The sequence below is a fragment of the Pukyongia salina genome (assembly GCF_002966125.1).
Taxonomy (GTDB): domain Bacteria; phylum Bacteroidota; class Bacteroidia; order Flavobacteriales; family Flavobacteriaceae; genus Pukyongia; species Pukyongia salina.
In genome coordinates, this window is record NZ_CP027062.1 from 1,703,655 (window position 1) to 1,730,274 (window position 26,620).

Sequence of the window (26,620 nt, forward strand, 5' to 3'; positions counted from 1 at the left end):
TATCTTTTATTTATTGATCTTTAAAAAAACGGGTTGGTCGTTATTACGGGTAATTACAAGATATTTTTCGTCCTGGTAATTTAAAAATTCGATGCTCCGGCAGGCTCCGGCAATATCAAAGAACCTATTGCTAGATGCCTTAAAATTCCCGTTTGAATCGTTTAGTAAAAGTAACCCGTGCGAGGCGTCTAATCTACTTAATTGGGTGCTAATTTCAAAATTGTTACCCACCAAAAGAAGGTCCTTTTTGCCATCATTATTAAAGTCGTAAACAGCGATGTCGTTCACCGATGAAACCTGAGCTTTAAATGGTAAACTATGCCTTCGGAAGGTATTATCTCCTAAATTTTCGAAATACGAGCTTTCCAGAGTATAGACTTCTCTCTTGAAGGCCGAGTGGAGCTTGTCCTTCGGGAAGATCATATCGATTTTTGCATTAGCAAAATCTGCATAGGACAGGTACTTTTTATTAATACCGGGGAGTTGTTTCACTAATTCGTCTTTGGAGGCGAGTGTTGTCTCCTCACCCTGGTAGTAATACGTCACAATCGTTTCGATATTGTGGTTGTCGTCTGCATCCATACGGTATAGACGAATTGGTTCCTGTGGCGATGCTTTTAGCCTTGTATTGATCCCCCAATTTCCTGCGATCAGGTCCAGATCTCCGTCATTATCCATATCAGCGGCTTTCACAACGTTCCAAAAACCATGGGTATCGTCTAGTCCATTGTTCTTCTGAAGTTCGAGTTGTTCTCCCGTATTTATAAAAATGGTTATCGGCATCCAATCCCCACTAACAATGAGATCAGGTAGGGAGTCGCCGTTAAGATCGGTCCAGGTTTGGGAATTGCAGTTTCCTATTTCTGAAAATTGTGGGGCGAATGAGTTGGTTATTTCTTCAAAAGATCCGCTACCGTCGTTTCGGAAAATATACTGTTTCGGGGTCTCACCAAATTGTTGAGGTACGGCTCCGGAGGTGATAACGATGTCCTTGTCCTTATCGTTATCAATATCGACTGCCGCCACCGAAGAAGCGTTTACAGGAATATTGAAATTCACGCTGTCTTTTTTAAGAACACCACTATCATTAAAGTAGAGCCTTGGAAAAATTGGAACCCCTTTTCTAAATTCGCTCCCTCCGCTCACTACGAGCAGGTCATTATCTCCATCACCATCGGCATCGAAAAATATATGATCCACATCTTCACTAATCTTATCCAGATCAAAGAGATCTTCCTGCTGTGAGCTAAAGCCACCGCTTTTATCTTGTACAAACAAACGGGAAGGTTGGTTTTTTGCGCCTCCTATAAAAATATCATCCAATCCATCATTGTTGATGTCGGCCACGGAAATAGCCGGACCTTCGTTTGCAGTTCCATAGGGAATAAGTGGGTCCCGGTTAAATTCGAGTGCATTGTTCTCCTGGTGCTTAAAGTGGAAAAGTGGTGGAGTATTAGTAAGCCAGAATATCTTCTTTTCTTTTAAATCTGAATAATAATCTCCCGAAGCCCGCTCCTGTACTATTTTGTGGGAGGTATTCACTGCAAGGTCCTTTAAAAGCTGATAGGATCTATCGGGCCATATAACAAGTAACGAGTCTACCGTTGTTCGCTTGCCTACGCCCAAATGGATGCCAGGCCTTACTGCCGAGAGGTAACCTCTGCTAGTATAGTGTTCTCTTAGTAGTTGTAAGGTGTCGGCATATAGAATAACTTTCGCACCTATACCGGAATTATTTCCTTTTTTCCCTACAAGTTTTATATCGATGTAATTAGAATTTTCCCTCCCTGCGCTTCTATTTTCCATCACTATAGCTGGTTGATTGGTGTTATTTATTACCAGGTCGAGATCCCCGTCATTGTCCAGATCACAATAAGTGGCGCCATTGCTATACGTGGGTTCCGTAGATCCCCATTGGGCGGAAACATCTTCGAATTGTTGTCCACCAGTATTTCTGAAAAAGTAATTTACGGTCTTCTTTTCAGGAATTTTTTTGATGAATTCCATATCCTTTTCATCCATTCCTTGCCCTAAAGTTTTCTGAATCTCCTCATTGGCAATGAAGTTAATGAAGTCCATATCATTGGTTGCTCCTACTATTCCGTTGGTAATGAAGATATCGTTGAGGCCGTCATTGTCGAGATCTGCCACCAGTGGGCTCCAGGACCAATCGGTGGCTGCTATACCACTTAGAAATGCTGTTTCACTGAAGGTATTGTTACCATTATTAAACTGAAGGGTATTGTGCATGTACTGATGCGCATAGCCGTTCTTGATATAATTTTGATAGATCTGATAATTGAATTCTGTACCGGAAGTTTTATAAGTTTCGATATCCTCAGGGAGCATATCTACCGATACAATATCGGTTAACCCGTCGTTGTTAAGATCTGCTATATCATTTCCCATGGAAAAATGAGTGGTATGTCCAACGGCATTATTTCCTTTATGTATGATCTCCTCGAAGGTTTTATCTCCCAAGTTGATATACAGATAATCATTCTCGTAAAAGTCGTTACCCACATAGATATCCGGATAACCATCGTTGTTGAGATCACTTACAGATACTCCAAGTCCATAGCCGATCTTACTTTGAATGATCCCTGCTTTCTCTGAAACATCCACATAAGATCCCGAAACATTCTCAAAGAGTTTGTCGCCCGATTTTCCATCGGGAAGATGGCGTTTATTTCCACTGCCATAGTTTTGATTGGGATTCACCGAATGATTGAGAAGATATACATCCAGATCACCGTCCAGGTCGTAATCGAAAAAGGTTGCATGGGTTGAAAAACCTTTAAAGTCGAGACCATATTCTGAAGCTCGTTCGGTAAAGGAAGGGACATTATTCTTGTCCGGACCATTATTAACGAAAAGCAGATTTTTCCCCTGGACATTATTAAAGTCACCTAGTCTGCATACATAAATATCGAGAAAACCATCCTGGTTTATATCGACTGTGGTCACTCCCGTTGTCCAGTTGGACTGATTAGAAATGCCGGCTGCCTTGGTGATATCCTGAAATTTGAGATCGCCTTTATTGAGATAAAGTTTATCGGCTGCCTGGTTAGCAGTAAAATACAGATCGATATACCCATCGTTGTTAAAATCTCCAGATGCCACACCCGCACCGTTATAGTAATAGATATAGTTTAGAATATTAAGTTCGGGAGTAGGTGTGAGCTTATTTTCGAAAGTAATGCCGGTTTCGTTTGCGGATCTTGTTATGAAGAGTGTATTACTGTTTGTTTCTGAACATGAATGTAGTAGAATAAGGAAGAACACAGTTGTTCCCCAAAGAATTATCCTATGCTGAGAATGGATCATTTTAAAGAATTTCGATACCATATTTTGTGGAAGGACTGACATATAAATATGGATACAAAAGTAATCTAAGCGATTGATATTTTACTTATTAATATAAAGAAAGACCGCCTTACATTAAGACGGTCTTTCCTATTATTCATAAACTAGATCTCGGGTTTAGTAACCTTCGTTCTGAACTAAATTAGGGTTCGATAGTAGCGCATTAATTGGAATAGGATACAGGTTTCTGTAATCTTGTCCAACAGATTCTGCGTTCTTGAATTCCCAGTCTCTGGTGAATTGACCAAATCTAAGCAGGTCATTTCTTCTCCAGAATTCTACGTATAATTCACGTCCTCTTTCAGCCAGAAGATCAGCTTCCGATACATTTCCGAGGGTAGAAGCACCACGAAGTGCTCTAAGCTCGTTCACCATTGCCGTAGCGTTTCCGCCACCAGAACGTAACATTGCTTCAGCTTTCATAAGATGTGCATCTGCGTATCTGAAAACGATCTCGTGTCCGGTGAACGCACCATTAACAGGGTGATACTTAATAATACGAATACCAGTTTCTTCGGTATTTCCAGAAAGACCTGGAAGGTCTCTGGTAAACACCAATGGAGCACCAGAACGGTTTGTAAGCGGAGATCCGTCTTCGTTGTACTGCTGTCCAATTAAGAATCCGTAACCAATTCCAAGGTTGTCCGGACCAGCGTTACTTGCATCAGGAACCCAACCTCTTCTTTCATCAGCTGCGTCACCAACATAGTTGGAGTTAGGATTTCCTTCGAAAGAATCGTAAAATTCGGCAAGGGTTGTAAATCCGTTCCAACCACCACCTTCGTTATCAGGTGAGTTTTGGTTGTAGTGCAGACCATTCCATATTCTGTTACCTACAGATGCAGGTACGAACCAGATTGTTTCATTGTCTACATCTTCCTTGAAAATATCAAAATATCCTGTTTCAAGTGCATAACCATCTGCTGCAATTGCATCCACAGCCGTGATTACACCCTGATAGTTAGGATTACCATTGTATCGCTGAGCGTTTAGGTAAAGTTTCGCCAACATGAAGTTAGCAGCAGCTCTACTCGCACGATTATTATCTGCACTTGGTCCGCGAACCGGAAGATTATCGCGTGCTTCGGTAAGGTCCTGAAGGATAAAATCGTAAGCTTCGGCAGCTGATAATACACGAGGATCAACATCGGATCCTTCATCTACTTCACGGAAAGGAGCTACGCCCCACATATCAAGTACGAAATACATACTGAAAGCGCGCAGGAACTGAGCTTCTGCTTTTTGCTCTGCAGTAGGTCCACTACGTTGATCGATGATCTGAGTTGCACGGAAAACGTTTTGGTTAAGGTTATTCCATGTGCTCAGGATGTACTGGTGTGTTGGGCTCCAGGTGTGCGCGTGTAGCGTTCTCCAGATACCGTTATCACCCCAGTCTGTACCTCTTGTTGGAACAAGAGTTTCATCTGTAGATACTTCGTTAAGGGCAAAGAAATTACCCTGGTCTTCTAACTGTCCCCTTACATCATTGTATAATTGGTCCAGTGCGGCTCCAACGTCGGCTACTCCAGCAAATCCTTCATCTGTATCTTCCAGGAAGATCGAATCAGATTCGTCGAGCTCTAAATTGGTACAAGCTGCCACAACAGTCGATAGCAACGCGATCGCGAAGATCGACTTCAAGTACGTCATAAAAGTTTTTTTCATAATCATTTTTTTAAAATTTTGCATTAAGTCCTAACGTAAAAGTTCTCGGTCTAGGGAATGAGGTATAGTCAATTCCGAAGATTGGTAATCCATTCAGAAGATCACCTCCACCTGGAGTAACACTCACTTCAGGATCAAGACCAGAATAATCCGTTATAACAAATAGGTTTTGTCCGGTAAGTGAAAGAGCAAGTGCATCGAAAAGAGAGTCTTCTTTCAATGGCCAGTCAAAACCAACAGTTAGGTTCTGCATTCTTACAAAGTCACCTTTTTCAAGGAAACGAGTAGAAACTTCAGCAGCAGCGGTAAGAGCTTCACCATTTGTAAGGGTAGAAGCTAGTACGTTTCTAGCACTGTTGAATGATCCAGCAGTAAAGAATGCGTTTTCGGTGTTATTGTAGATGTAGTGTCCAAATTGTCCGGCTAGGAAAGTAGACAATGACCAGTTCTTGTAACGGGCGTTCAAGGAGAACCCTCCGGTAAAGTCTGGTAAAGCACTTTTCCCAACGAATTTCTGTACGTCTTCCTGGATAGGTTGACCTTCTGCATCGAAGCCTTCGAACTCACGTAGGAAGAATGAGAATAACGGCTGTCCTTCCTGAAGCTTTTGAGCAAAGGCGTTAGACAGACCCTGACCTCTAATAGTACCGGCGTTAAATTCACCTTGAAGTTGGTCGATCACGTTATCGTTATAAGCAACGTTCACACTAGCTCCGATATAGAAATCGTCTTGATCTACAAAATCATAGCTAAGCGCAACTTCAAGACCTTCGTTAATTACCTTCGAATCTGGTAAGTTTAAGAAGATGAACGGTTGTACAGCTGGTTGAGCAGATAGTACTCTAAAGAGAAGGTCTGTTGTTTCTTTACGATACACATCAACACTTCCTGTAAATCTGTCGTCTCCAAATCCGAAATCAAGTCCTACAGCATACTGTAGAGTTTCTTCCCACTTAAGAGAAGGCTCGGCGAAGGCAACATCGGCTATACCCGGGATATTGATATCACCACCATCTGTGATAACATCACCTCCTGTATAACGTTGTCTTCTAATAAAGTTTCCATATCCAACTCCATCCTGGTTACCGGTAATACCAACACCAACACGTAATTTTAAAGTTGAAACGGCGTCTCCTACGAAATCTTCGTTATGAATCTTCCATGCGATAGCACCGGAAGGGAACACACCATACTGGTTATCCTCACCAAAACGAGAAGAACCATCCGCTCTAACGGTACCTGTAAACAGATACTTGTCGTTCAAACTAAAGTTCACACGACCAAAGAAGGATTGTAGCTCATCTGTAGTATCGTAAGTGTCTGCAAATAACGACTTAACTCGTAATCCGTTAAAGATTGGAAGCATATCTGTGGTTGGCGAAGGGAATAAACGGTTGATAAATACACCGTTGGTATTTCCTGCGTAACCATATTGCTGATAGCTACCTTCAATTCTTGATTCAAGAAGGTTGGCAGTTATTTCCAGGTCGTCGACCATCTTATTCATATCCTCTGTAAAGAATCCCCATCCACTGATATCTCTACCTTGTCTGCGGAAATCCTGGAAGGAGTAACCTGCAACGATATCTAATTGAGAATTTCCAAAATCCTTGTCGTATCGAAGTGTAGCTTCAAGAAGCTTACTTTCGGTATCAAGGTCGCTAATTGCTCCGGTACCATTTCCAAAAGCACCCTGGTCGAAGTTTCTCGCATTAGGAGAAGCAACCGCACTACGGGTAGACTGAGAGTCGTCAATACCTAAATTAACTTTGGCAGAAAATTCATCTGTGAAATTGTATTCGGCAGAGAAGTTTGCCAGAATTCTATCTGTATGACTTAGATTTTCGGTATATGCCAGAATTGTTGCCGGGCTTAACTGTCCACCTGTATCGAAATTAGGGTTTGTAGGCCAGGTTGGATTTGCAGAGTATGCAGCACCCAAGAGGTCACCTCTAAAACCTGCACTACCACTAAGCGGTGCAGTTTCATCGTTCACTCTTGAAATTGTAGCCTGTAGGCCTAATTTCAGTTTATCATTCAATAATCTGTGATTTATATTCAATCGACCTGTAATTCTTTCAAGCGAAGAGTTCTTGATCACACCAAATTGTTTTCCGTAGCCAAAAGTAGCGCGAACGTTACCTCCATTGTAGCTATGAGAATAAGACAGGTTGTTATTAGTTGACATAGAAGTTCTAAAAACTTCATCCTGCCAGTCTGTACTGCTTCTAAAGTTTCTTTCAGCAACAGGGAATCCTAGTCTTTCACTTTCCGAAAGGAATTCGGAAGCTGTAAGTACATCGAAGGTAGAACGAACACTGGACATACTCACGCTAGAGCTCCAGTCCCAGCTTCCTCCGGTAGCTCCTCTACCAGATTTGGTGGTGATGATAACTACCCCGTTTGCACCACGAGAACCATAAATGGCTGTTGCAGATGCATCTTTCAAGATACTGATACTTTCAATATCGTTAGGGTTAAGGAAAGCCAATGGGTTTTTGGCACCTGAAGTACCAAGACCAACGTTAGCTCCTTCAGCAGTAGTACTTTCTCCGGAAAGAGGCACACCATCGATCACGAATAACGGGTTGTTATTAGATCGAACAGAGTTGGCACCACGAATACGAATATCGATTCCTGCACCTGGTTCACCACTACTTTGTGAGATTTGTACCCCTGCAGTTTTACCTTGAATTAATTGTTCTGGGGATGAGATAACACCTTGGTTAAAGTCTTCCGCAGTTACGGCAGTTACCGCACCTGTTGCATCTTTTACCGTAGTAGTACCATATCCAATTACAACAACCTCGCTTAAGGCTTCAATATCTTCCTGCATGGTTACGTTAACAGTTGACTGGCCATTTACGCCAACCTCCTGTGTCACATAACCAATATAGCTAAATACCAGTGTTGCATTAGAGTCTACATTATCTATGGAATAGTTTCCGTCGAAATCAGACTGTGCTCCATTGGAGGTGCCCTTCACAATAATATTTACCCCGGGAACAGGACCATTCATGTCGGACACTGTTCCACTAACGGTATTTTGTGCGTAGGCCGATCCACCTATAAGTAAGAGAATCGGGAGCAACAAGAGTTTAGTTAGTAGTTTGTTTTTCATATAGTTCCTAGTTTAAAGTTAATTTTCAATTAATAATTCTTGTGTATGCAAAAGCTTATATTCTCCAATAGGCCGGAGAACATAATTTATTCTTAAATAATTGTTATAAAAATGTAAACTTCTGCATGGAAGGTACAATATTTTAGGCAAAATATTAAGTTTTTTATTTGAGATCGAAATATCTAATATTCTGCTTGTAATCATATTAAATTTACCAGTGAAATTTACTATGACAGGGTTGTGTTTCAAATGAAAATCAATCCCCTGAGCAATACGGCTAATTCCCTGAATTCCTTTTAAAAGCATATCATGGGTAATCTCAAAGTCTAAGCTCTGAAATCTTTCTTTTACTCGTAAAGAGGATTGATTTGCAATTCTTCCCGAACGGCCCTTGACGGTGGCCATTAGGATGCTCTTAAGAGTTTCGGGAAAAATAACCCTATTGTCATAGGATCGGTCTTCTGTATACCGAACCGTGGAGATAGGAGAGATAAGACCCGACAGGTTCTTAGTCAAAATTTTAATAAATTTCATTCCAGCCAAATTGTAATTGCTTAGAAATGCTAACACTTAAAGTAAACAACTATCTTAATTTGTTAAAAAATTAACATATGAGCATTAAGCTACGAATTTCTATTATTTTTTTCAATTTTGTAATAAAACCACACCAAAATAACGAAATTAGTAGCCGAAAACGTTTTCGTTTATTAATTTGAAAATTAGCGTACTGTTGAAAAAATCGTTGTATTTTAGGCAAGGAAATTTTAATACTATAACATAATAATCATAGTTACTTCCTAAGTTAGTTTTGAATTTCCCCGCTTACCCAACGAATCATTATATTAAATTTATACAGGGGTAAATATTTCAGAAATTATGAAAGAGGTTACATTAAAACAGATCGCTGAAAACCTCGGAATATCGATCACTACGGTTTCGAAAGCATTAAAGGATTATCCGGATGTAAGTAAGAAGACCAAGACTTTGGTTAAACAAGAAGCTAAGAAACTTCGTTATAAGCCCAATGTATTTGCCGTAAATCTACGTACCAGAGAATCTAAAACAGTGGGCCTGATTATCCCGGAAGTAGTGCATCATTTCTTCTCCAGTGTTATTAATGGTATCATTGAACAAGCCGAAAAAAAAGGTTACCTGGTTATTATACTTCAATCCAACGAATCTTATAAGCTGGAAAAAAAGCAGGTAGACCTCCTAATAAGCAAGCGAGTTGATGGTATTATGATATCGCTGGCCAACAAGACGGTGGATATCTCTCACCTTAAAAGGGTTAAAGAGTTGGAAGTCCCGCTTGTTATGTTCGATAAGATATCAAAGCTAATGGATTGTTCGAAGATCATTATCAACGACCGGGAAGCGGCCTATACCGCCACCAAGCATCTTATCGATTCCGGTTGTAAGCGAATTGCACATTTTAGAGGGGCCTTACTGCCACAAAATTCTATCGATCGTTTCCTGGGGTATAAAAAGGCGTTGGAGGACCATGGTATCACCTACGATTCGTCCTTAGTATATATATGTGAGAATGTAGATTATGAAGACGGGATCAATGCAGCCAAAAAATTATTAGAAGATCACGACGATGTGGATGGAATATTTGCCATTACCGATCTGGCAGCGATAGGTGCTATTTCCGTATTTAATGAAAGAGGTATCCGCGTGCCGGACGATATCTCTATTATGGGATTTAGTAACTGGTTTGTTTCTTCGGCGATCACACCATCCCTAAGTACGGTGGACCAACCGGGGTACGAAATGGGTGTGAAAACGTTTAAGCTTTTGTATAAGGAAATGAAAGCGAGACGAAAAAATAAGGAGTTCGAACCAAAGACTGTCGAACTTGAGACCCGGCTGATAAAACGAAATTCCACTTAAATTCTATCTTTATGTTTCTATCCAGGATATCCCTTTTACTTTTATTATTAGTTCTATTTACCCAATGTAAGGAAAATAACCAAGCTGTAGATGAAGAGAAAATATCTACAAATGAGTTGGCTTATAGCGAACCTTTTCGGCCACAATTTCATTATTCCCCTCCCGAAAAATGGATGAACGATCCCAATGGCCTGGTATATCATGATGGTACCTATCATCTATTTTACCAGTATTATCCAGAGGACATAGTTTGGGGCCCCATGCACTGGGGACATGCCACAAGTAGTGATATGATCCATTGGGAAAATAAACCCATAGCCCTTTATCCGGATGAGCTCGGACTCATATTTTCGGGGAGTGCTGTAATAGATACTAAAAATACCTCGGGCTTTGGAACCGAAGACAATCCTCCCATGGTGGCTATCTATACCTATCATTTAATGGAAGGTGAAAAAGCAGGACGTAAAGATTTTCAAACCCAGGGAATAGCATATAGTCTTGATAATGGTAACACCTGGTCTAAATATGAAGGTAACCCTGTAATAGGGAATGAGGGTATAAAAGATTTTAGAGACCCCAAGGTTTTCTGGCATGAGGAGTCTTCAAAATGGATACTTGTGCTTGTAGCCGGTGATCATGCGAAATTTTACAATTCAGACGACCTTAAAGAATGGACATTACTAAGCGAGTTTGGTAAGGATATAGGAGCTCACGGAGGTGTGTGGGAATGTCCGGATCTGTTCAAATTAAAAATTGATGAAACCGGGGAAGAAAAATGGGTTCTACTTATAAGTATCAATCCGGGAGCTCCTAATGGAGGCTCGGGCACACAGTATTTTGTGGGTGAATTCGACGGAAAGAATTTTGTTACAAAGCAGGCCGGCACGAAATGGCTCGATTACGGAATGGATAATTACGCAGGAGTTACCTATAATAATGTACCGTCGGGAGAAAGGATATTCATTGGTTGGATGAGCAATTGGAATTATGCACGCAACACCCCAACAGAAGTTTGGCGAAGCTCCATGACCCTACCCAGAAATATAAGCTTGCATAAAAATAAGGAAGGTTATTTCATTAAGAATTATCCTTTGAAAGCGTTCGGTAAAATAGGAGAAACTGCCTTTGAGAGCGTGGAAAGTATTTCTCTAGAAAAACCTTTTGAAAAAGAATTGGATCAATACAATGATACTGATATTAGTTTCATGGTGGATAGTTCGAAGAACTACGCTATTACCTATTCAAACAGTATCGGAGAACAGGTTTGCCTTCAGTTATTAGGAGAAAGCAAGGAATTATTGTTCGACCGAACCCGATCCGGTATAGTAGATTTCGAAGAGAGCTTTGGAAAGGCAATTCAGAAACAAAAATATACTACCGAAAATAAAAAGGTAGAAGTGCGTATCATAATAGACGCCTCCTCTGTGGAAGTATTTATCGACGGCGGAAAACACGTATTTACCAACCAGGTTTTTCCGAAGCACCCTTATACTAGATTAGAGATTGCCGGCCCGGCCAACGGGACTGTGGATAACCTGAGGCTTAACAAACTGGCGTCTATATGGCGGCCATAAATCTTACTCATACAGCTATAAGAAAGCTATATTCAATTTTGTGAAATTTACCACACTTTTTTACGACTTTTAGGATGTTAAATATTTGTTTATGCTTATGGACTAATAACCGTTAGTTTGTAAGTTTACCGCAAAAGTTGAACTAATTCTACGTAAACCTCATGGAAACAGACCTGATAAACGAAGCGTTGCAATTTGAGCAACAGAAGACGACCTTCAAGACAACGAGTGATCGTATAATTGCTTCCAGGAAAGCCAAGGATCTTATTTTAAGTTTGAATGAGATCTATAAGCAAAACAAGGATGCCGCGATCATGGATCTTATGAAAAGGCTTACTGAAATCAAACGTAAGATTGAAAAACGATTGAAAGGCAGAAGAGACCTTACTGTATAAATTGAAACCCGGAGCTAAAGCTTCGGGTTTTTTATTTCCAATATAATGTCTTGGCGTCGCCCATTTTGCCTTTGTTCCCAAAAGTCAAAATACAATCCACGCTCCTTTGAGCTTCTGTCTTCAGTCTTCCTACTTCGATCCACTTCGCGATACAATAAATAATAGAAATAATCAATATCAAATAATTCCTCCAGGATTCAATTTGTTTTCACAAATTGTTCCTTTGTTCCCAAAAGTCAAAATACAAACCACACTCCTTTGTGCTTCGGCCTTCGGTCTTCCTATTTCGATCCACTTTGCGATACAATAAATAATAGAAATAATCAATTACAAATAATTCCTCCAGGATTCAATTTGTTTTCACAAATTGTTCCTTTGTTCCCAAAAGTCAAAATACAAACCACGCTCCTTTGAGCTTCTGTCTTCAGTCTTCCTACTTCGATCCACTTCGCGATAAAATAAATAATAGAAATAATCAATTACAAATAATTCCTCCAGGATTCAATTTGTTTTCACAAATTGTTCCTTTGTGCCCAAAAGTCAAAATACAAACCACACAGCCTTCGGCTGCTGGTTTTTTGTTCTCAAAAATTTCTGAAAGTACACTTTCATCATTTTCTCAAACAAAAAACCCACTCATCTCTGAGTGGGTTTGTATTTATTGTGGTACCTCCAGGAATCGAACCAGGGACACACGGATTTTCAGTCCGTTGCTCTACCAACTGAGCTAAGGTACCTTCCAGATCGTTAATGATCATTATCTCCTTTGGTTATGCCCTACAGGCATAGCATAGGAGGGTGCAAATATAACCGATATTTACACTTTCCAAAACATAAATTTAAAAAAACTTCGATTGATTTCAATTTAATAGCCCCTTAACAACTCCTAAAGGATACATGTTGTATTTTTAGCCCTTTGGAAGCTGCAATGAACCTCATAATAGATGTTGGAAATACGCGTATTAAACTCGCGGTCTTTAATGAAGGACAGCTGCTTCACAACTTTGTATGCGATGCAGAAGATTTTACCAATACCCTAAACTTGATTCATCGCGAATATCCTGGCATCACGCATTGTATCCTGGCCAGTGTAGGCAAATTTTCTGAAGCAAATATCTCCTTACTTCAACAACACTACACCGTAATTAAACTGGATCATAAAACAAAGGTGCCCTTTAAAAACAACTACGGAACGGCATCTACACTCGGGGTAGACCGTATTGCGTTAGTGAGTGCGGCTGCCGTAGAATTTCCGAAAAAAAATGTTCTCGTGATCGATGCAGGTAGTTGTATCACTTACGATCTTATAACAGCCAACAACACCTATTTAGGTGGTGCGATATCACCAGGGATCCTAATGCGTTATAAAGCGATACATACGTTTACGGCCAATCTTCCGTTATTGGAACCAAAACTACCTATCATCCAAACCGGAAATAGTACCGAATCGTCTATTCATAGCGGAATATTACAGGCCGTGGTTTTCGAAATAGAGGGCTTTGTACGAACGTATAAGGAAAAATATCCCGATTTAACAGTTATTTTAACAGGTGGAGATGCTCATTTTTTGCGAGATAGTCTAAAAAGTGACATCTTTGCGAACTCAAATTTCCTACTGGAAGGTTTGAATTTCATCTTAGAACATAATAAACATTGATGTTAAAACGAATTACAGTTTTTGTATTTCTGCTTGTGGCAGGACTGTCTCAGGCACAGGAAGGTACAGTTTCACCATATTCTTTTTATGGGATAGGAACATTAAAATTTAAAGGTACCGCAGAGAACAGGGCGATGGGAGGTATCAGTGTTTATTCAGATAGTATACATCTTAGTATTCAAAACCCGGCGGGAGTGGCAGGCCTCCGACTTGTAAACTACACCGCGGGAATAAGCCATAAGTACGAGACCATTAAAACAGCCGAAGAGAGTCAGAAGGCCAGTACAACCTCTATAGATTATCTGGCTCTGGGAATCCCTTTAGGTAAATTTGGCGCCAGCTTTGGGCTCATCCCCTTCACATCGGTTGGTTATAATCTTAGGACTGAAGACGCCGGGATCGAGACAACCTATACGGGATCGGGAGGTCTTAATAAAGCATTCTTCACCCTGGCCTATCAGGTCACGCCTGAATTAAGCGTAGGAGTGGATGCTAATTATAACTTCGGAAATATCCAGAACAACGCCGAACGCAGAGAGGATGATATACAATACGGTACTTCCGAATTCAACAAATCAGACCTGCTCGGATTCAACTTTAACATTGGAGCCATTTACAAAAAGAAGATAAGCGAGACGTTAACTCTGTCTTCATCACTAACTTATACCCCCGAAACCGACCTCACCTCGGAAAATACGAGGACTATCTCTTCGTTTTTGGTGCTGCCTTCCGGGTCTACAACCCCTATAGATGAACGGGACATTGACGTAGAGGACACCAATTTCACTTTTCCATCGCAGTTTACGATCGGACTCGGTCTTGGGAAGGAAAAAAATTGGTTTGTAGGAGGTGAATATTCGGCTGTAAAAACAAGTAATTTAACAAATCGTTCTTTTGATATAGATTTTGTTACCTTTACTGATGCCTCCAAATTCAGACTTGGAGGGTTCTATATTCCAAACTATAACGCAATTGGAAACTACTGGAATCGAGTAGTTTATCGTGCAGGAGTTAGGTTTGAAGAAACAGGAATTAATATAAATGGTGAAGGAATTAATGAGTTTGGCATATCTTTTGGACTTGGTTTGCCTGTAGGGAGATTATTCTCGAATATTAACGTGGGATTTGAAGTTGGAAGACGAGGAACTACAGATTTTGGGTTGGTTCAGGAGAATTTCTTTAATACATTTATAAGTCTGTCACTAAACGACAGATGGTTTGAAAAACGATATTATGATTAATACAATAAACATTAACACTATGAAGACGAAAGCTATTATACTTTCAGCTGTACTTTTTGTGGCTTTTGGAAGCAAATCCCTGGCACAGGAAAAATGTGCAACATTAGGTTCCTTGTTTATAGAACCAGCCAAAGCAAAAAATTATGAAGGTGCACTGCCTCATTATGCTCAATTAGTTGCTGAATGTCCTACGTACAGTATGGCGACTTACCAGTATGCCGAGAAAATGTTCAAACATTTTATCGAGAATGGAGATAAATCCAAGATAGCAGATCTGGACCAGGCATATAAGTACAGAATGCAGTACTATCCATCAAAAACCAAAGAAGGTGAATTGATGATGAAAATGGCCCAGGTGAAGTTCGATAATAACATTGGGACAAAACTTGAACAATTTAATGCGTTCGACGCCGCCTTTAAAAAGGACGAAGATGAGTTCACCAGCCCTAAAAGTCTATATACATACTTTTCATTGGCAGTAGACCTTTTTAATAGTGGCGAAAAACCCATCGATGATGTATTCGACCTTTACGATGTGGTAATTCAGAAGATCGAAAAAGAAGAAGGTAAATTGGCTATTGGTCTTACAAAATTGATCGACAAGCAGGAAGCTGGAACCAAACTAAGCTCAAGGGAAGAACGCAAGGTACATGCGTACGAAAAAAACCTGGCCGCTTACGGTACAGTAAAAGGTAGTGTTGATGGAAAATTGGGACAGTTAGCAGATTGTCCTAATCTAATTCCTTTATATGAAAAGGATTTCGACAACAAGAAAAACGATGTAAGTTGGTTGCGTAGAGCCGCCGGTAGGCTGAGTGCCAAAGATTGTGATACACCACTATTCTTTAAATTGGTACAACAGCTACACACCATGGAGCCTTCTGCAAAATCTGCCTACTATTTAGGTAAACTAGCCGATAAGGACGGAAAAAGCAGTACAGCCCTCGATTACTATAATCAGGCTGCCGAACTGGAAACTAATCCGGCCGATAAGGCTAAAGTATATTACAGTATAGCCGAGAATTTCCGTAAGAAAGGAAGTTTTGGACAAGCGCGTACTTACTACCTGAAAATGGTAGAAGTAAAGCCTTCAGCAGGTATCGCTTATCTCAAGATAGCCAATATGTATGGTAGTAGTGCCAATAGTTGTGGAAACACAACTTTCGAGAAACGTGCTATCTACTGGAAGGCAGCCGAGATGGCAGATCGCGCAGCTAGAGTGGATGGGTCTATCGCCTCCAATGCGCGTAGCACTGCTAGCGCGTTTAGAGGAAGAGCTCCTAGTAAGAGTGATATCTTTTCGGAAGGAATGGCGGGAAAAACCATTACCTTTAACTGCTGGGTAGGCGGAAGCGTAAGAGTACCTAGTCTATAAGAATGAACATAATAAAACATATGCTGAAGAGCGTGATGACAATATCGATTGTCATCACGCTTTTTTCATGTGAAAGTAATTATGAGAATATTCAGAAACTGAATCTGAAAGATGGTGCACCTATTGGGGTGGCGAAGAATATAAATGTGAAATACACAGATTCGGGCAAGGTAGTTGCTAACCTCATCTCGCCCTTACGCAACGATTATACGAACCTGGAGTTTCCCTATCAGGAATTTCCGGAAGGTGTTGAGGTAAAATATTGGAACGAAAATGATGAAGTTAGTACGGTGACCTCAGATTTTGCAATTAGATACGATGAAACAAATATTGTAGACCTTCGGAAGAACGTCGTACTGGTTACCAGTGATAGCCTGGTGTTACGGGCCGAACAACTATACTGGGACCAGAAGCACCAGTGGGTTTTTACAGACGAACCCTACCGTATCATTTTTAAAGACGGCTCATATAATGATGGAGCGGGATTCGACTCGAGCGAGGATTTTACCAATTTCTTATCGCGAACTAATAGCGGAGAGCAATTAATAGATAGAAATATAGATAACGAAAATAGAGAAAACACCGATGGGGAATAAAATATATCAACTTTTTGAATACGCTTATTTGGCAATGGCAGGTTTTTCGATCTACCTGGTTATAAGTAACTGGGCAGACAATAGAAACCGTGCTTATTTATTTGCTTTCTTCACGGTTGTAGCTATCTTTATGTTCTTCTTTAAGCGAAAATTTAGAAAGAAGATGGAGGAGCGCAACAAAAACAGATAATGGAATTTAGTATTCTTATCATTGTTATTATGCTAATCCTGTCCGCATTCTTTTCGGGTATGGAGATAGCCTACGTTTCATCTAACAAAGTCCACATAGAGATCGAAAAAAAGCAGACCGGTTTTCTTGCCGGAGTGCTGAACAAGATCACAAAAAGACCGTCTAAGTTTATCGCTACCATGCTGGTGGGCAACAATATTGCCCTGGTAGTATACGGTTTCTTTATGGGTGATCTGCTTATGCGATACATCCCATTAACAGGCTTTAGCGGTTTGCTGGTTCAAACGGTGATCTCTACCCTTATCATTCTGCTTACGGCCGAGTTTCTTCCGAAGGTGTTCTTCCAGATATACGCCAATAAACTGGTGAAAGTATTTGCTGTACCGGCCTATATGTTCTACCTGTTGTTTTCGGTTATATCCGAATTCGTCATCTGGATCTCCGATATTGTATTAAAAGTGTTCTTTAAGACCAAAGGAGATCATGTGCAGCTTAGTTTCAGTAAGATCGAACTGGGTAATTATATCAGCGAACAAATGGATACCCTGGAGCGGGACGATGATGTGGATTCGGAAATACAGATCTTTCAAAACGCCCTGGAATTCTCGGAAGTTAAATCCAGGGAGGTCATGGTGCCGCGTACCGAAGTTATCGCAGTCGATCTTGAAACCGAAATCCAGGAACTTACAAAAATATTTACAGAGACGGGCCTTTCCAAGATCCTGGTATATAAGGACAACATCGATGATATAGTGGGTTACGTACATTCCTTCGAACTCTTTAAAAAGCCTACTTCCATAAAGAAAATTCTTATTCCGGTTGTCTTTGTGCCGGGTACCATGCTAGCCAAGGATGTACTCAATATCTTGATCAGGAAACGCAAAAGTATTGCCGTGGTTATCGATGAATATGGAGGAACCGCAGGAATTATGACCGTAGAAGACATTATCGAAGAACTTTTTGGGGAGATCGAAGATGAACACGATTCCATCGAACTCATTGAAGAGGAACTGGATAAAGGACATTTTAAATTCTCTGCCCGTTTGGAAGTGGATTATATAAACGAACGCTATAAGATCGATCTGCCTGAAAGTGAGAACTACGAAACCCTGGGCGGTATGATCGTAAATTTTACCGAAGAGATCCCCGAAAAGAACGAAACGGTTATCATTGAAAACTTCATATGTAAGATACTGGAAGTATCGAGCACCAAAATAGAACTTATCGACCTAAGGGTTAATCCCGAAGCATAGATTTCTGTTATTTACCGTTTTTTTTATTCCGAACCTTTTATAAATGAAGGGAAAATGCTATTTTCGCCCCCTAGAAATTTGACAGACAGATGGCAATATTAAACAGTATTAGAAAAAGAGGAATATTCCTCATTTTGATTATAGCAATGGCCCTTTTCGCCTTCATCCTTAGTGATGTACTAACCCGAGGGGGTGGTTCGAGCGTAGAAGATACCGTTGCCACAGTGAACGGCGTGGATATTGATCGTACAGAATTTGCGCAACTTGTTGAGAACACGCAAAAGTCTATGGGTCCCAATGCATCTACTTCTCAGGCAGTAAACCTGGTTTGGGATCGTGAATTAAGACGCGTACTTATGGAAGAGCAGTACGAAAAACTTGGCTTACGGGTTGAAAGCGAACAGATCAATAACGCTTTGAGTGTTTACCTTGCAAACGATCCTACTTTTCAGGATGAGAATGGTAACTACAGTGAGCTGAAAATGCTGGAATATGTTGCCGATATAAAAGCGAACGCTAAGGTGAATCCGGCTCCACTTGAGAACTGGGAGAACTATATCAAGAATGTGAAGCAAACGGTGCTTGAGAATACTTATCTGGGAATGTTAAGAGGGGGACTTACCTCCACCATCGCAGAAGGAGAGCAACAGTATCGATTTGAGAATGATAAGATCGATATCGAATTTGTTCATATTCCATATACCTCAATTGACGATGCCAGCATCACAGTTTCCGACGAAGAAATTGCTGCTTATATAAAAGCAAACCCAAAGAAATTTGAAGTAGAACCTGAGGTAGATTTTCAATATGTACTCATAGAGGAAACAGCTTCTCAGGAAGATATTGAAGCTGCGGAAGCAGAGATATCTGCTTTGATAGACAACAGACGGGAAATGAATAACCTGTCTAACAAGATAGATACAATCCTGGGATTCAGAGAAACTCAAAATTACCAGGAGTATGTGAATTCGCATTCAGATGTACCTTATACGGATCGCTGGTACACTAAAGAGCAGTTACCTGCCGCTATCAAGGACACCATCTTCGATCTTAATGAAGGTGATATCTACGGGCCTTACCAGGTTGATAAAACATTAAACCTAACCAAGGTTATCGAGAAGCGTCAGTTACCAGACAGTGCGCGGGTTCGACATATCCTTATTCCATTGGGATTAAATCGTACAGATAGCATTACTCGTACCGATGCCCAGGCTAAAAAGACAGCCGATAGTTTATTAACTATCCTGAAAGGGAACAAATCTAAATTCGCAACTTTCGTGAAGCAGTTTTCTTCAGACACCGGAAGCATTGAGAACGACGGAGTGTACGATTGGTTCGAATATACCAAAATGGTGCCTGCCTTCAGGGATTATTCCTTCGAGCAAAAAACCGGAGATATGGGTATCGTAAAGACCAATTTTGGATACCATATCGTTGAGGTATTGGGACAAAAAGACTTCAAGGATGTAGTGAAGATCGCTACCATTACCAAAGAGATCGAGCCTTCAGAGCCAACGATCAACGAGATTTTTGCCGAAGCTACCACTTTCGAGATCGAAGCTGCCAAAGGAGATTTCTCCGAACAGGCGAAAGCCCTGGGACTAAGTGTACGTCCGGTGAATAAAGTAGGGAAGATGGATTCTCAAATTCAGGGGATAGGGACTAACAGACAGATTGTAAACTGGGCATTTAATGAAGAGACCGAGGTTGGTGATATCAGCAGGTTTAATGTTAGCCAGGGTTATGTGATCGTGCAATTAACTCGCAAGGATCCAAAAGGATTGAAGAGTATTGCAGAGTCTTCTGCCGAAGTAACTCCTATTCTTCGAAATAAAAAGAAAGCCGAGCAGATCATGAACCGTAATAGTGGAAAAACTATGCAGGAGATCGCTACCGGAGAAAATGTAACAGTTCAAACTGCTTCTGCCATGACGATGTCTGCGCCTACTATTCCGGGAGCCGGAAACGAACCAAAAGTTGTTGGTGTTGCCTTTGGAAAGGACGTTGGAGAAGAAACGGGTCTTATTGAAGGAAAGACAGGAGTGTTCAAAGTAAAGGTGACTGCCATTAATAAGGCACCGGATCTGGACAACTATGCACCTTATGCCAATGAGTTGAATGCTGGTGTTACCCAGGGCTTGAACAGCAACGTATTTAAAGCGCTTAAAGAATCTGCAGATATTGAAGATAATAGAGCTGTATTCTACTAAGAAAAGGCTTCTAAATAAAAATGAAATCCTCCCAGCTGGAAAAGCCCGGGGGGATTTTTATTTTAACATCTCTGCAAAAGGAATAATAGTAGTATAACCTTTATTCTTGAAATATTCCATGTCATCTTTTCTTCCACTCACCAGTATAAAATCACCACCCCAGGCACCGAGACTCTTTACAAGTCCGTGATAATCGGGAAACAATTCGTCTTTTATCTTCGGAAGTTGCAGTAAACTGGAAATAATGGTTTCGTGCTGCTCCATAAGGTTACGAAACACCTCCAGGTCGTGTATGGCAGTAATTTGTTCGGTTATCAGGTCTATCTTGGCCAAGGCTGTCTCTTTGTGTCTTGCAACGTCCTTGTATCTGGAAATGCCTTCCTTGCTATCCTGTTTCTTATTCAGAAAAATAAAAAAAAGCCTGTCTGTAAATTCCCAAGGTAAAATTATAGGTCGGATTTGAGGTTTCTTACCTTTATTCGAAAACAGAATAGGGCCATCGTTTTGGGCAGCTGCTATATCATATCCGCTACCTCCAAAGCTTCTCTCTAGGAGTGTAAACGCATCTACTTTTGCCCATTGTGCAATGTTGTTGATGAGCGTGGAGGAAGTCCCCAATCCCCAATCCCTGGGAAAACTAAGGGAAGTTTCTACCAGAAATCCGGACTCCTCATCCAGAAATTCGGGATTTAATTTCATAGCCTGATGCAATATCTCACACAGGGTAACGGAGGTATCATCTTTTTTTTCCGAAGTGATACCAGCCTCGTTTATTTTAAAACTACCTTCAAACCATAAAGAGGAATCTGCATTAAAGCTTTTCCACTGTAATCCTTTTTCTTCGGTACGATGTACGTAAAGTGCCTGGCCGTAAGAAGTGGGGATTGCGAGCCCAAAACCTCCATCCAGCACTGTATATTCGCCTGTGAGTAGTAATTTTCCGTTGCTGTGAAAGCGTTGCATCCTAAGCTCTTAATTTCTCGATGAATTCCACAGCAGCACTGTGTGAAACCGTGTTTTTTACAAAATGGCGTACCGCCTTTTCTTTTTCTTCTGAAGTGGCCTCCAACTGGTTGAGGATGTTCATCAAATGCATTTTCATGTGTCCCTTCTGTATGCCAGTAGTCACCAGGGATCTGATTGCTGCAAAATTCTGAGCCAGGCCGGCTACGGCCACAATTTTCATCAATTCCTCTGCTGAAGGTTTGTGCAATAGTTGTAAGGCGAATTTTACCATGGGATGCAGGCTTGTAAGTCCGCCAACTGTGCCCAAAGCCAATGGGATCTCAATACTAAAAGTAAACTCATCGTTTTCGATAGTGGCGTGAGTTAAACTACGGTATGCACCGTTTTTGGCAGCATAGGCATGTACTCCGGCCTCTACTGCCCTAAAATCGTTACCGGTTGCTACCACAACTGCGTCTACACCGTTCATGATGCCCTTGTTGTGCGTTACCGCTCTTCTTACTTCAGCGTTGGCTATATCCACCGCCCTCACAAAATCCTGTGCAAAAACTTCGGCATTGGTGGCATTTTTCAATAAGGCGCTAACGGGACAGCTTACCCATGCCTTTACAAGGCATTCTGGGACATAATTTGAAAGGATGCTTAAAACAACCTTCGGAGACTCCGTATTCTTTAAAAATGGCTCAAAACCCAGGCTTTCTTCCTCGAAAGTAGTAGCGATGGCTTCAAGGCAGCTATTAATAAAATTAGCTCCCATAGCATCCTTGGTATTAAAGCTGCAATGAAGCTGATAATATCCTTTGAGGGAGCCGGAGGAGTCTATTAATTCAATGTCTTTGAGTCCGCCACCTCGTTTCTTCATGTTCTTTTCAATTTCTGAAACAGCTTCAAAAAGACGCGGTTTAATCGCTTCAAAGAAATCTATCAGTAATTGTTTGTCTCCGAAGTAATCCAGGTGTACCTGGCCGTTTTTTTCGGTAGATAGTACTTCCGCGTGAAATCCCCCTCTGTTCAGCCAGAATTTTGCAGCATTACTGGCTGCAGCCACCACCGAACTTTCTTCGATCACCATTGGAAGGGTATAAAGCTTATCGTTGATAAGGAAATTGGGCGCAATTCCGAAGGGTAAATAGTAATTGGAGACCGCGTTTTCGGTAAAATCGTCGTGTAATCGCTGTAATTTGGCGTCGCTATTCCAGTACTGCATTAGGATGTTCATAGCTTCGCTATTGTTACTGAAATAGTTGCGTGCCAACCAGTCGATTTTTTCTTGCTTGGACATTTTCGAAAATCCGGAAACAGGCTTATGCATGCAGTTTTTAATTTGAAACACAAAGATAGTATTTCTCACGAAGCTGAAAGCGGCATAGTTACTAACAAAAAGCCTGTATTTAACATAAAAACTACCGGATTTTCGTGAAATTTTAGTAAACTTGACGTAACAAAAATTTAACGTTTTGAATCGAATTTTTTCTATTCCCATCCTAACGCTGTTCCTGGTCGTTAGTTTTTCCACTCAAGCTCAACAAAAACAGATCACATTAGAAGAAATATGGGGCGGTACCTTTCGCTCCGAACGCATGGATGTATTGCGTTCTCTGGCTAATGGAAAAGAATATGCCGTGCTGGATTACAACAGATCTCAAAGTGCTTCCACGGTCGATGTGTATGATTATGCCAGCGGCAAGAAAGTGCGAACCCTTGTTAACTCCAACGATCTTGATGGGATTAACTATATCATTTCTTACGAATTCAGTAATGATGAATCCAAGTTACTTCTCGCTACTCAATTAAAACAGATCTATAGAAGATCCTCCCTGGGGACTTACTATGTGTACGATCTCACTACAAAAGAACTTACTCTGGTTTCCGAAAAGCAAATTCAGGAGCCAACCTTTAGCCCGGACGGAAGTAAGATAGCCTATGGTAATAACAATAATCTTTATGTAAAGGATCTGATTAGCGGGGTAGAAAAGCAGATCACTACAGACGGAAAGAAGAACAGTATCATTAACGGGATCACAGACTGGGTTTACGAAGAGGAATTCGCATTTGTACGTGCTTTCGATTGGAGTAAGGACGGTAAACGGCTTGCTTACATTCGTTTCGATGAGACCAATGTTCCGCGTTTTTCAATGGATGTATATGGGGAAGGGCTGTATCCTACACAGCAGGTTTTCAAGTACCCAAAAGCGGGCGATCCAAATGCAGAAGTTTCGCTTCATCTCTACCAATTGGACTCCGGACAAACGTCGCAAGTAGATCTATCGGGTTATAATAGTTACTACATTCCACGCATTAACTGGACCAACGATCCGGATATCTTAAGTGTTCGATTAACGAACCGCCACCAAAACGTGGTGGATCTCGTATTTGTAAACGCTGCTACAAATACTTCAAAATTAATTCTACAGGAGACAGACGACGCCTATGTGGATATCACAGACGACCTTACCTTCCTAAACGACAACAGCTTTATCTGGACCAGTGAGAAAAGTGGCTGGAATCATATTTATCACTACGATCGCGATGGGAAACTTATTAACCAGGTAACCGATGGAGAATGGGAGGTAACCAATTATTATGGCTTCGACCCCAATACCGGTAGGATCTATTATCAGAGTTCGGAGGATGGAAGTATTAATCGCGGGGTGTATTCCATCACCCAAACAGGAAAGAATAAAATAAAACTTTCGGATAAAACAGGAAATAACAGCGCTTCTTTTAGTGCAGATTATTCTTATTTCATCAACACCTTTTCAGACACAGAAACGCCGCACGTCTTCACCCTTCACCAGGCGAAGAACGGAAAGAAGATACGTGAGATCAAAAATAATAATGCGTTAAAACAAAAAGTTGAGCAGTATGTTACTTCCCCCAAGGAATTCTCAACTATTCGAATCAACGGTGAAGATCTCAATATGTACATGATCAAGCCTAAGGATTTCGATCCGAACAAGAAATACCCCATGTTTATGTACCAGTATTCCGGACCCGGATCCCAGAATGTAGTAAATCGCTGGGGTGGTGCCAACGATTATTGGCACCAGATGCTGGCGCAACAAGGTTATATCATTGTTTGCGTAGATGGTCGAGGGACGGGCCTCAAAGGACGAGATTTCAAAAAGATGACACAAAAAGAGCTGGGTAAATACGAGGTTGAAGATCAGGTAGCGGCAGCTCGGAAACTAGGCGAATTACCGTATATAGATGCAGACCGGATCGGGATCTGGGGATGGAGTTATGGCGGATTCATGTCTGCCAATTGTTTATTCCAGGCACCGGAGACATTTTCGATGGCGATTGCAGTTGCACCAGTGACCAGCTGGAGGTTCTATGATACTATTTATACAGAGCGCTATATGCAGACCCCACAGGAGAATCCTTCCGGTTACGATAACAATTCACCCATTACTCATGTGGACAACCTTCAGGGAGATTTTCTGCTTGTACACGGAAGTGCAGATGATAATGTGCATGTTCAAAACACCATGCGACTGGTAGAAGCACTTGTTCAGGCCGATAAGAATTTCGAATGGATGATTTATCCGGATAAGAATCATGGGATCTATGGTGGAAACACTCGCCTGCATCTCTACAAGAACATGACGCGGTTTATCAATGAATCTCTGGGTAAGCCAAAATCTGAAAATCTAATTCAGATAAAAAACTAACATAAAAGCAACTAATTTATAACTAACTCTTTCAAATATGTCAAATAGTATGCAGCATAAACAAAAAGAACTATTCGGACACCCGGTAGGTCTGTATGTATTATTCTTTACCGAAATGTGGGAGCGATTCTCATATTACGGGATGCGAGCAATTTTGGTACTTTACCTGGTTGCGGAAACTGTAGGTGATAATGCGGGTCTGGGATGGTCTAATGCAGAAGCCTTAGCCTTGTACGGATGGTATACCATGCTGGTTTATGTAGCATCTATACCCGGAGGATGGATAGCCGATAAATTTCTGGGACAGAAAAAATCTGTGTTATATGGAGGAATACTACTGGTTGCAGGACATAGTATCCTTGCAGTGGAAGAGATGTGGGCCTTTTATTCTGGTCTTGGTTTGATCATCGCAGGAGTAGGTATGCTGAAGCCCAATATCTCCACTATGGTGGGAGGATTATATAAGCAGGGTGATATAAGAAGAGATAAAGGTTTTACCATATTTTATATAGGAATAAATATTGGTGCATTTTTATCGAGTTTAATAGTGGGATATGTAGGGGAAGTTTATGGCTGGCATTATGGATTTGGTTTAGCGGGAATTGGAATGGCACTTGGATTAATTCAATATCTGGCAGGTCAGAAACATTTGCGCTATGTAGGGAATTACCTGGGGCAATCCAAAGATGAAGAAGAAAAGGCGGCTATGAAACGTCCATTGACCAAGGTAGAAAAAGACAGGATCATTGTACTGTTTATTTCCTTCCTTCTTGTAATTGTATTCTGGGGAGCCTTTGAACAGGCCGGAGGACTCATGAATATATATGCAAAAGAAAACACCAACAGAATGTTACTTGGATGGGAAATCCCTGCTTCCTGGTTCCAATCACTAAACGCCATGTTCATTATTTTCCTGGGTACGACTGTTGCGGCTTACTGGGCCCGAAGAAAATTAAAAGGTAAGATCTCTACTTCCTTATTTAAAATGATCTTAGGACTGATCATTATGGGAACCGGTTTCTTCTTTATGTCTGCGGCATCGGCACAATTCGAAAGTACAGGTGCTTCGGCTATGTATTGGCTGGTATTAGCCTATTTATTTCACACGATCGGCGAATTATGTATCTCGCCTGTGGCATTATCTTATATCACAAAACTGGCTCCACTTAAGTACGCTTCCATTATGATGGGTGTGTATTTTGCTATGACAGGTTTTGGTAACAAATTAGCCGGTTTACTTGGAGAGTCCGCTTCAAACTTTGGGGAGTTTACTGTATTTACTGGGATAGCAGTTTTCTGTGTGATCTTTGGGGTCTTGGTGCTGATCTTCAGAAAGAAGTTGGAACATCTTACTCATGGTGCAGAAGACAATGAACGAGAAATGAATACAGATGAAACCGAAGGTTTCGAACTAGCAGATCACGATTAAAAAGAAATAAAGACA

Annotated in this window: 18 protein-coding genes and 1 tRNA gene; 12 read left to right on the forward strand and 7 right to left on the reverse strand. The window is 41.0% G+C overall.

All coding sequences use genetic code 11. The features are described 5' to 3' along the window. Positions 1-6: 6 nt before the first annotated feature. The 4 genes from C5O00_RS07635 to C5O00_RS07650 form a co-directional block, all read right to left on the reverse strand. A complete protein-coding gene (locus tag C5O00_RS07635) occupies positions 7-3,327 on the reverse strand; it encodes a VCBS repeat-containing protein (protein ID WP_105217600.1) in 3,321 nt (1,106 codons plus the stop codon). A gap of 156 nt (positions 3,328-3,483) precedes the next feature. Beyond that, positions 3,484-5,031, reverse strand: coding sequence for a RagB/SusD family nutrient uptake outer membrane protein (locus C5O00_RS07640; RefSeq protein ID WP_105217601.1), 1,548 nt, complete (start codon positions 5,029-5,031; stop codon positions 3,484-3,486). Positions 5,032-5,041: 10 nt separating this feature from the next. After that, the gene (locus tag C5O00_RS07645; protein WP_105216296.1) at positions 5,042-8,152 is read right to left on the reverse strand and encodes a SusC/RagA family TonB-linked outer membrane protein; all 3,111 of its coding nucleotides are present in this window, start codon (positions 8,150-8,152) and stop codon (positions 5,042-5,044) included. Positions 8,153-8,170: 18 nt separating this feature from the next. Continuing rightward, entirely contained in the window at positions 8,171-8,557 is a 387-nt protein-coding gene (locus C5O00_RS07650; protein ID WP_158676802.1) for a hypothetical protein, read from the reverse strand. Positions 8,558-9,028: 471 nt separating this feature from the next. On the opposite strand from C5O00_RS07650, the gene C5O00_RS07655 reads away from it, so the two are divergent. From C5O00_RS07655 to C5O00_RS07665, 3 genes are all read left to right on the forward strand, one after another. Beyond that, a complete protein-coding gene (locus C5O00_RS07655) occupies positions 9,029-10,045 on the forward strand; it encodes a LacI family DNA-binding transcriptional regulator (RefSeq protein WP_105216298.1) in 1,017 nt (338 codons plus the stop codon). Between the two features lie 11 nt (positions 10,046-10,056). After that, positions 10,057-11,619, forward strand: a complete 1,563-nt coding sequence (locus tag C5O00_RS07660) for a glycoside hydrolase family 32 protein (protein ID WP_105216299.1) — start codon at positions 10,057-10,059, stop codon at positions 11,617-11,619. 161 nt (positions 11,620-11,780) lie between these two features. Then, a complete protein-coding gene (locus C5O00_RS07665) occupies positions 11,781-12,014 on the forward strand; it encodes a hypothetical protein (RefSeq protein ID WP_105216300.1) in 234 nt (77 codons plus the stop codon). Positions 12,015-12,678: 664 nt separating this feature from the next. Here C5O00_RS07665 and C5O00_RS07670 read toward each other — a convergent pair. Next, positions 12,679-12,751 (reverse strand) — tRNA-Phe (locus C5O00_RS07670). Positions 12,752-12,942: 191 nt separating this feature from the next. Between C5O00_RS07670 and C5O00_RS07675 the strand changes: the two genes are divergently transcribed. From C5O00_RS07675 to C5O00_RS07705, 7 genes are all read left to right on the forward strand, one after another. Then, complete coding sequence (locus tag C5O00_RS07675) at positions 12,943-13,671, forward strand: type III pantothenate kinase (protein ID WP_105216301.1); 729 nt, start codon at positions 12,943-12,945, stop codon at positions 13,669-13,671. After that, entirely contained in the window at positions 13,671-14,912 is a 1,242-nt protein-coding gene (gene bamG, locus C5O00_RS07680) for a beta-barrel assembly machine protein BamG (protein WP_105216302.1), read from the forward strand. Before C5O00_RS07675 ends, bamG begins: the two co-directional genes overlap by 1 nt. A gap of 19 nt (positions 14,913-14,931) precedes the next feature. After that, a complete protein-coding gene (locus C5O00_RS07685; protein ID WP_168175936.1) occupies positions 14,932-16,287 on the forward strand; it encodes a hypothetical protein in 1,356 nt (451 codons plus the stop codon). Between the two features lie 2 nt (positions 16,288-16,289). Then, positions 16,290-16,883, forward strand: a complete 594-nt coding sequence (gene lptC / locus C5O00_RS07690; protein ID WP_105216303.1) for an LPS export ABC transporter periplasmic protein LptC — start codon at positions 16,290-16,292, stop codon at positions 16,881-16,883. Continuing rightward, positions 16,873-17,073 carry a hypothetical protein gene (locus C5O00_RS07695; protein ID WP_105216304.1) on the forward strand — a complete coding sequence of 67 codons (201 nt, stop codon included), beginning with the start codon at positions 16,873-16,875 and terminating at the stop codon, positions 17,071-17,073. The genes lptC and C5O00_RS07695 overlap by 11 nt, the downstream gene beginning before the upstream one ends. Next, positions 17,073-18,326, forward strand: coding sequence for a hemolysin family protein (locus C5O00_RS07700; RefSeq protein ID WP_105216305.1), 1,254 nt, complete (start codon positions 17,073-17,075; stop codon positions 18,324-18,326). Before C5O00_RS07695 ends, C5O00_RS07700 begins: the two co-directional genes overlap by 1 nt. A gap of 89 nt (positions 18,327-18,415) precedes the next feature. Next, positions 18,416-20,536 carry a peptidylprolyl isomerase gene (locus C5O00_RS07705; protein WP_105216306.1) on the forward strand — a complete coding sequence of 707 codons (2,121 nt, stop codon included), beginning with the start codon at positions 18,416-18,418 and terminating at the stop codon, positions 20,534-20,536. 57 nt (positions 20,537-20,593) lie between these two features. On the opposite strand, the gene C5O00_RS07710 is transcribed toward C5O00_RS07705, so the two are convergent. Together C5O00_RS07710 and C5O00_RS07715 are read right to left on the reverse strand one after the other, a co-directional pair. Further along, positions 20,594-21,499 carry a GYDIA family GHMP kinase gene (locus C5O00_RS07710; RefSeq protein WP_105216307.1) on the reverse strand — a complete coding sequence of 302 codons (906 nt, stop codon included), beginning with the start codon at positions 21,497-21,499 and terminating at the stop codon, positions 20,594-20,596. 1 nt (position 21,500) lies between these two features. Beyond that, positions 21,501-22,814 (reverse strand): hydroxymethylglutaryl-CoA reductase, encoded by a 1,314-nt coding sequence (locus C5O00_RS07715; RefSeq protein ID WP_105216308.1) that lies wholly within the window; start codon positions 22,812-22,814, stop codon positions 21,501-21,503. A gap of 145 nt (positions 22,815-22,959) precedes the next feature. Here C5O00_RS07715 and C5O00_RS07720 point away from each other — a divergent pair, with 145 nt between their 5' ends. Together C5O00_RS07720 and C5O00_RS07725 are read left to right on the forward strand one after the other, a co-directional pair. Next, positions 22,960-25,176 carry a S9 family peptidase gene (locus tag C5O00_RS07720; protein WP_394342084.1) on the forward strand — a complete coding sequence of 739 codons (2,217 nt, stop codon included), beginning with the start codon at positions 22,960-22,962 and terminating at the stop codon, positions 25,174-25,176. 37 nt (positions 25,177-25,213) lie between these two features. Continuing rightward, complete coding sequence (locus C5O00_RS07725; RefSeq protein ID WP_105216309.1) at positions 25,214-26,605, forward strand: peptide MFS transporter; 1,392 nt, start codon at positions 25,214-25,216, stop codon at positions 26,603-26,605. Positions 26,606-26,620 lie beyond the last annotated feature (15 nt).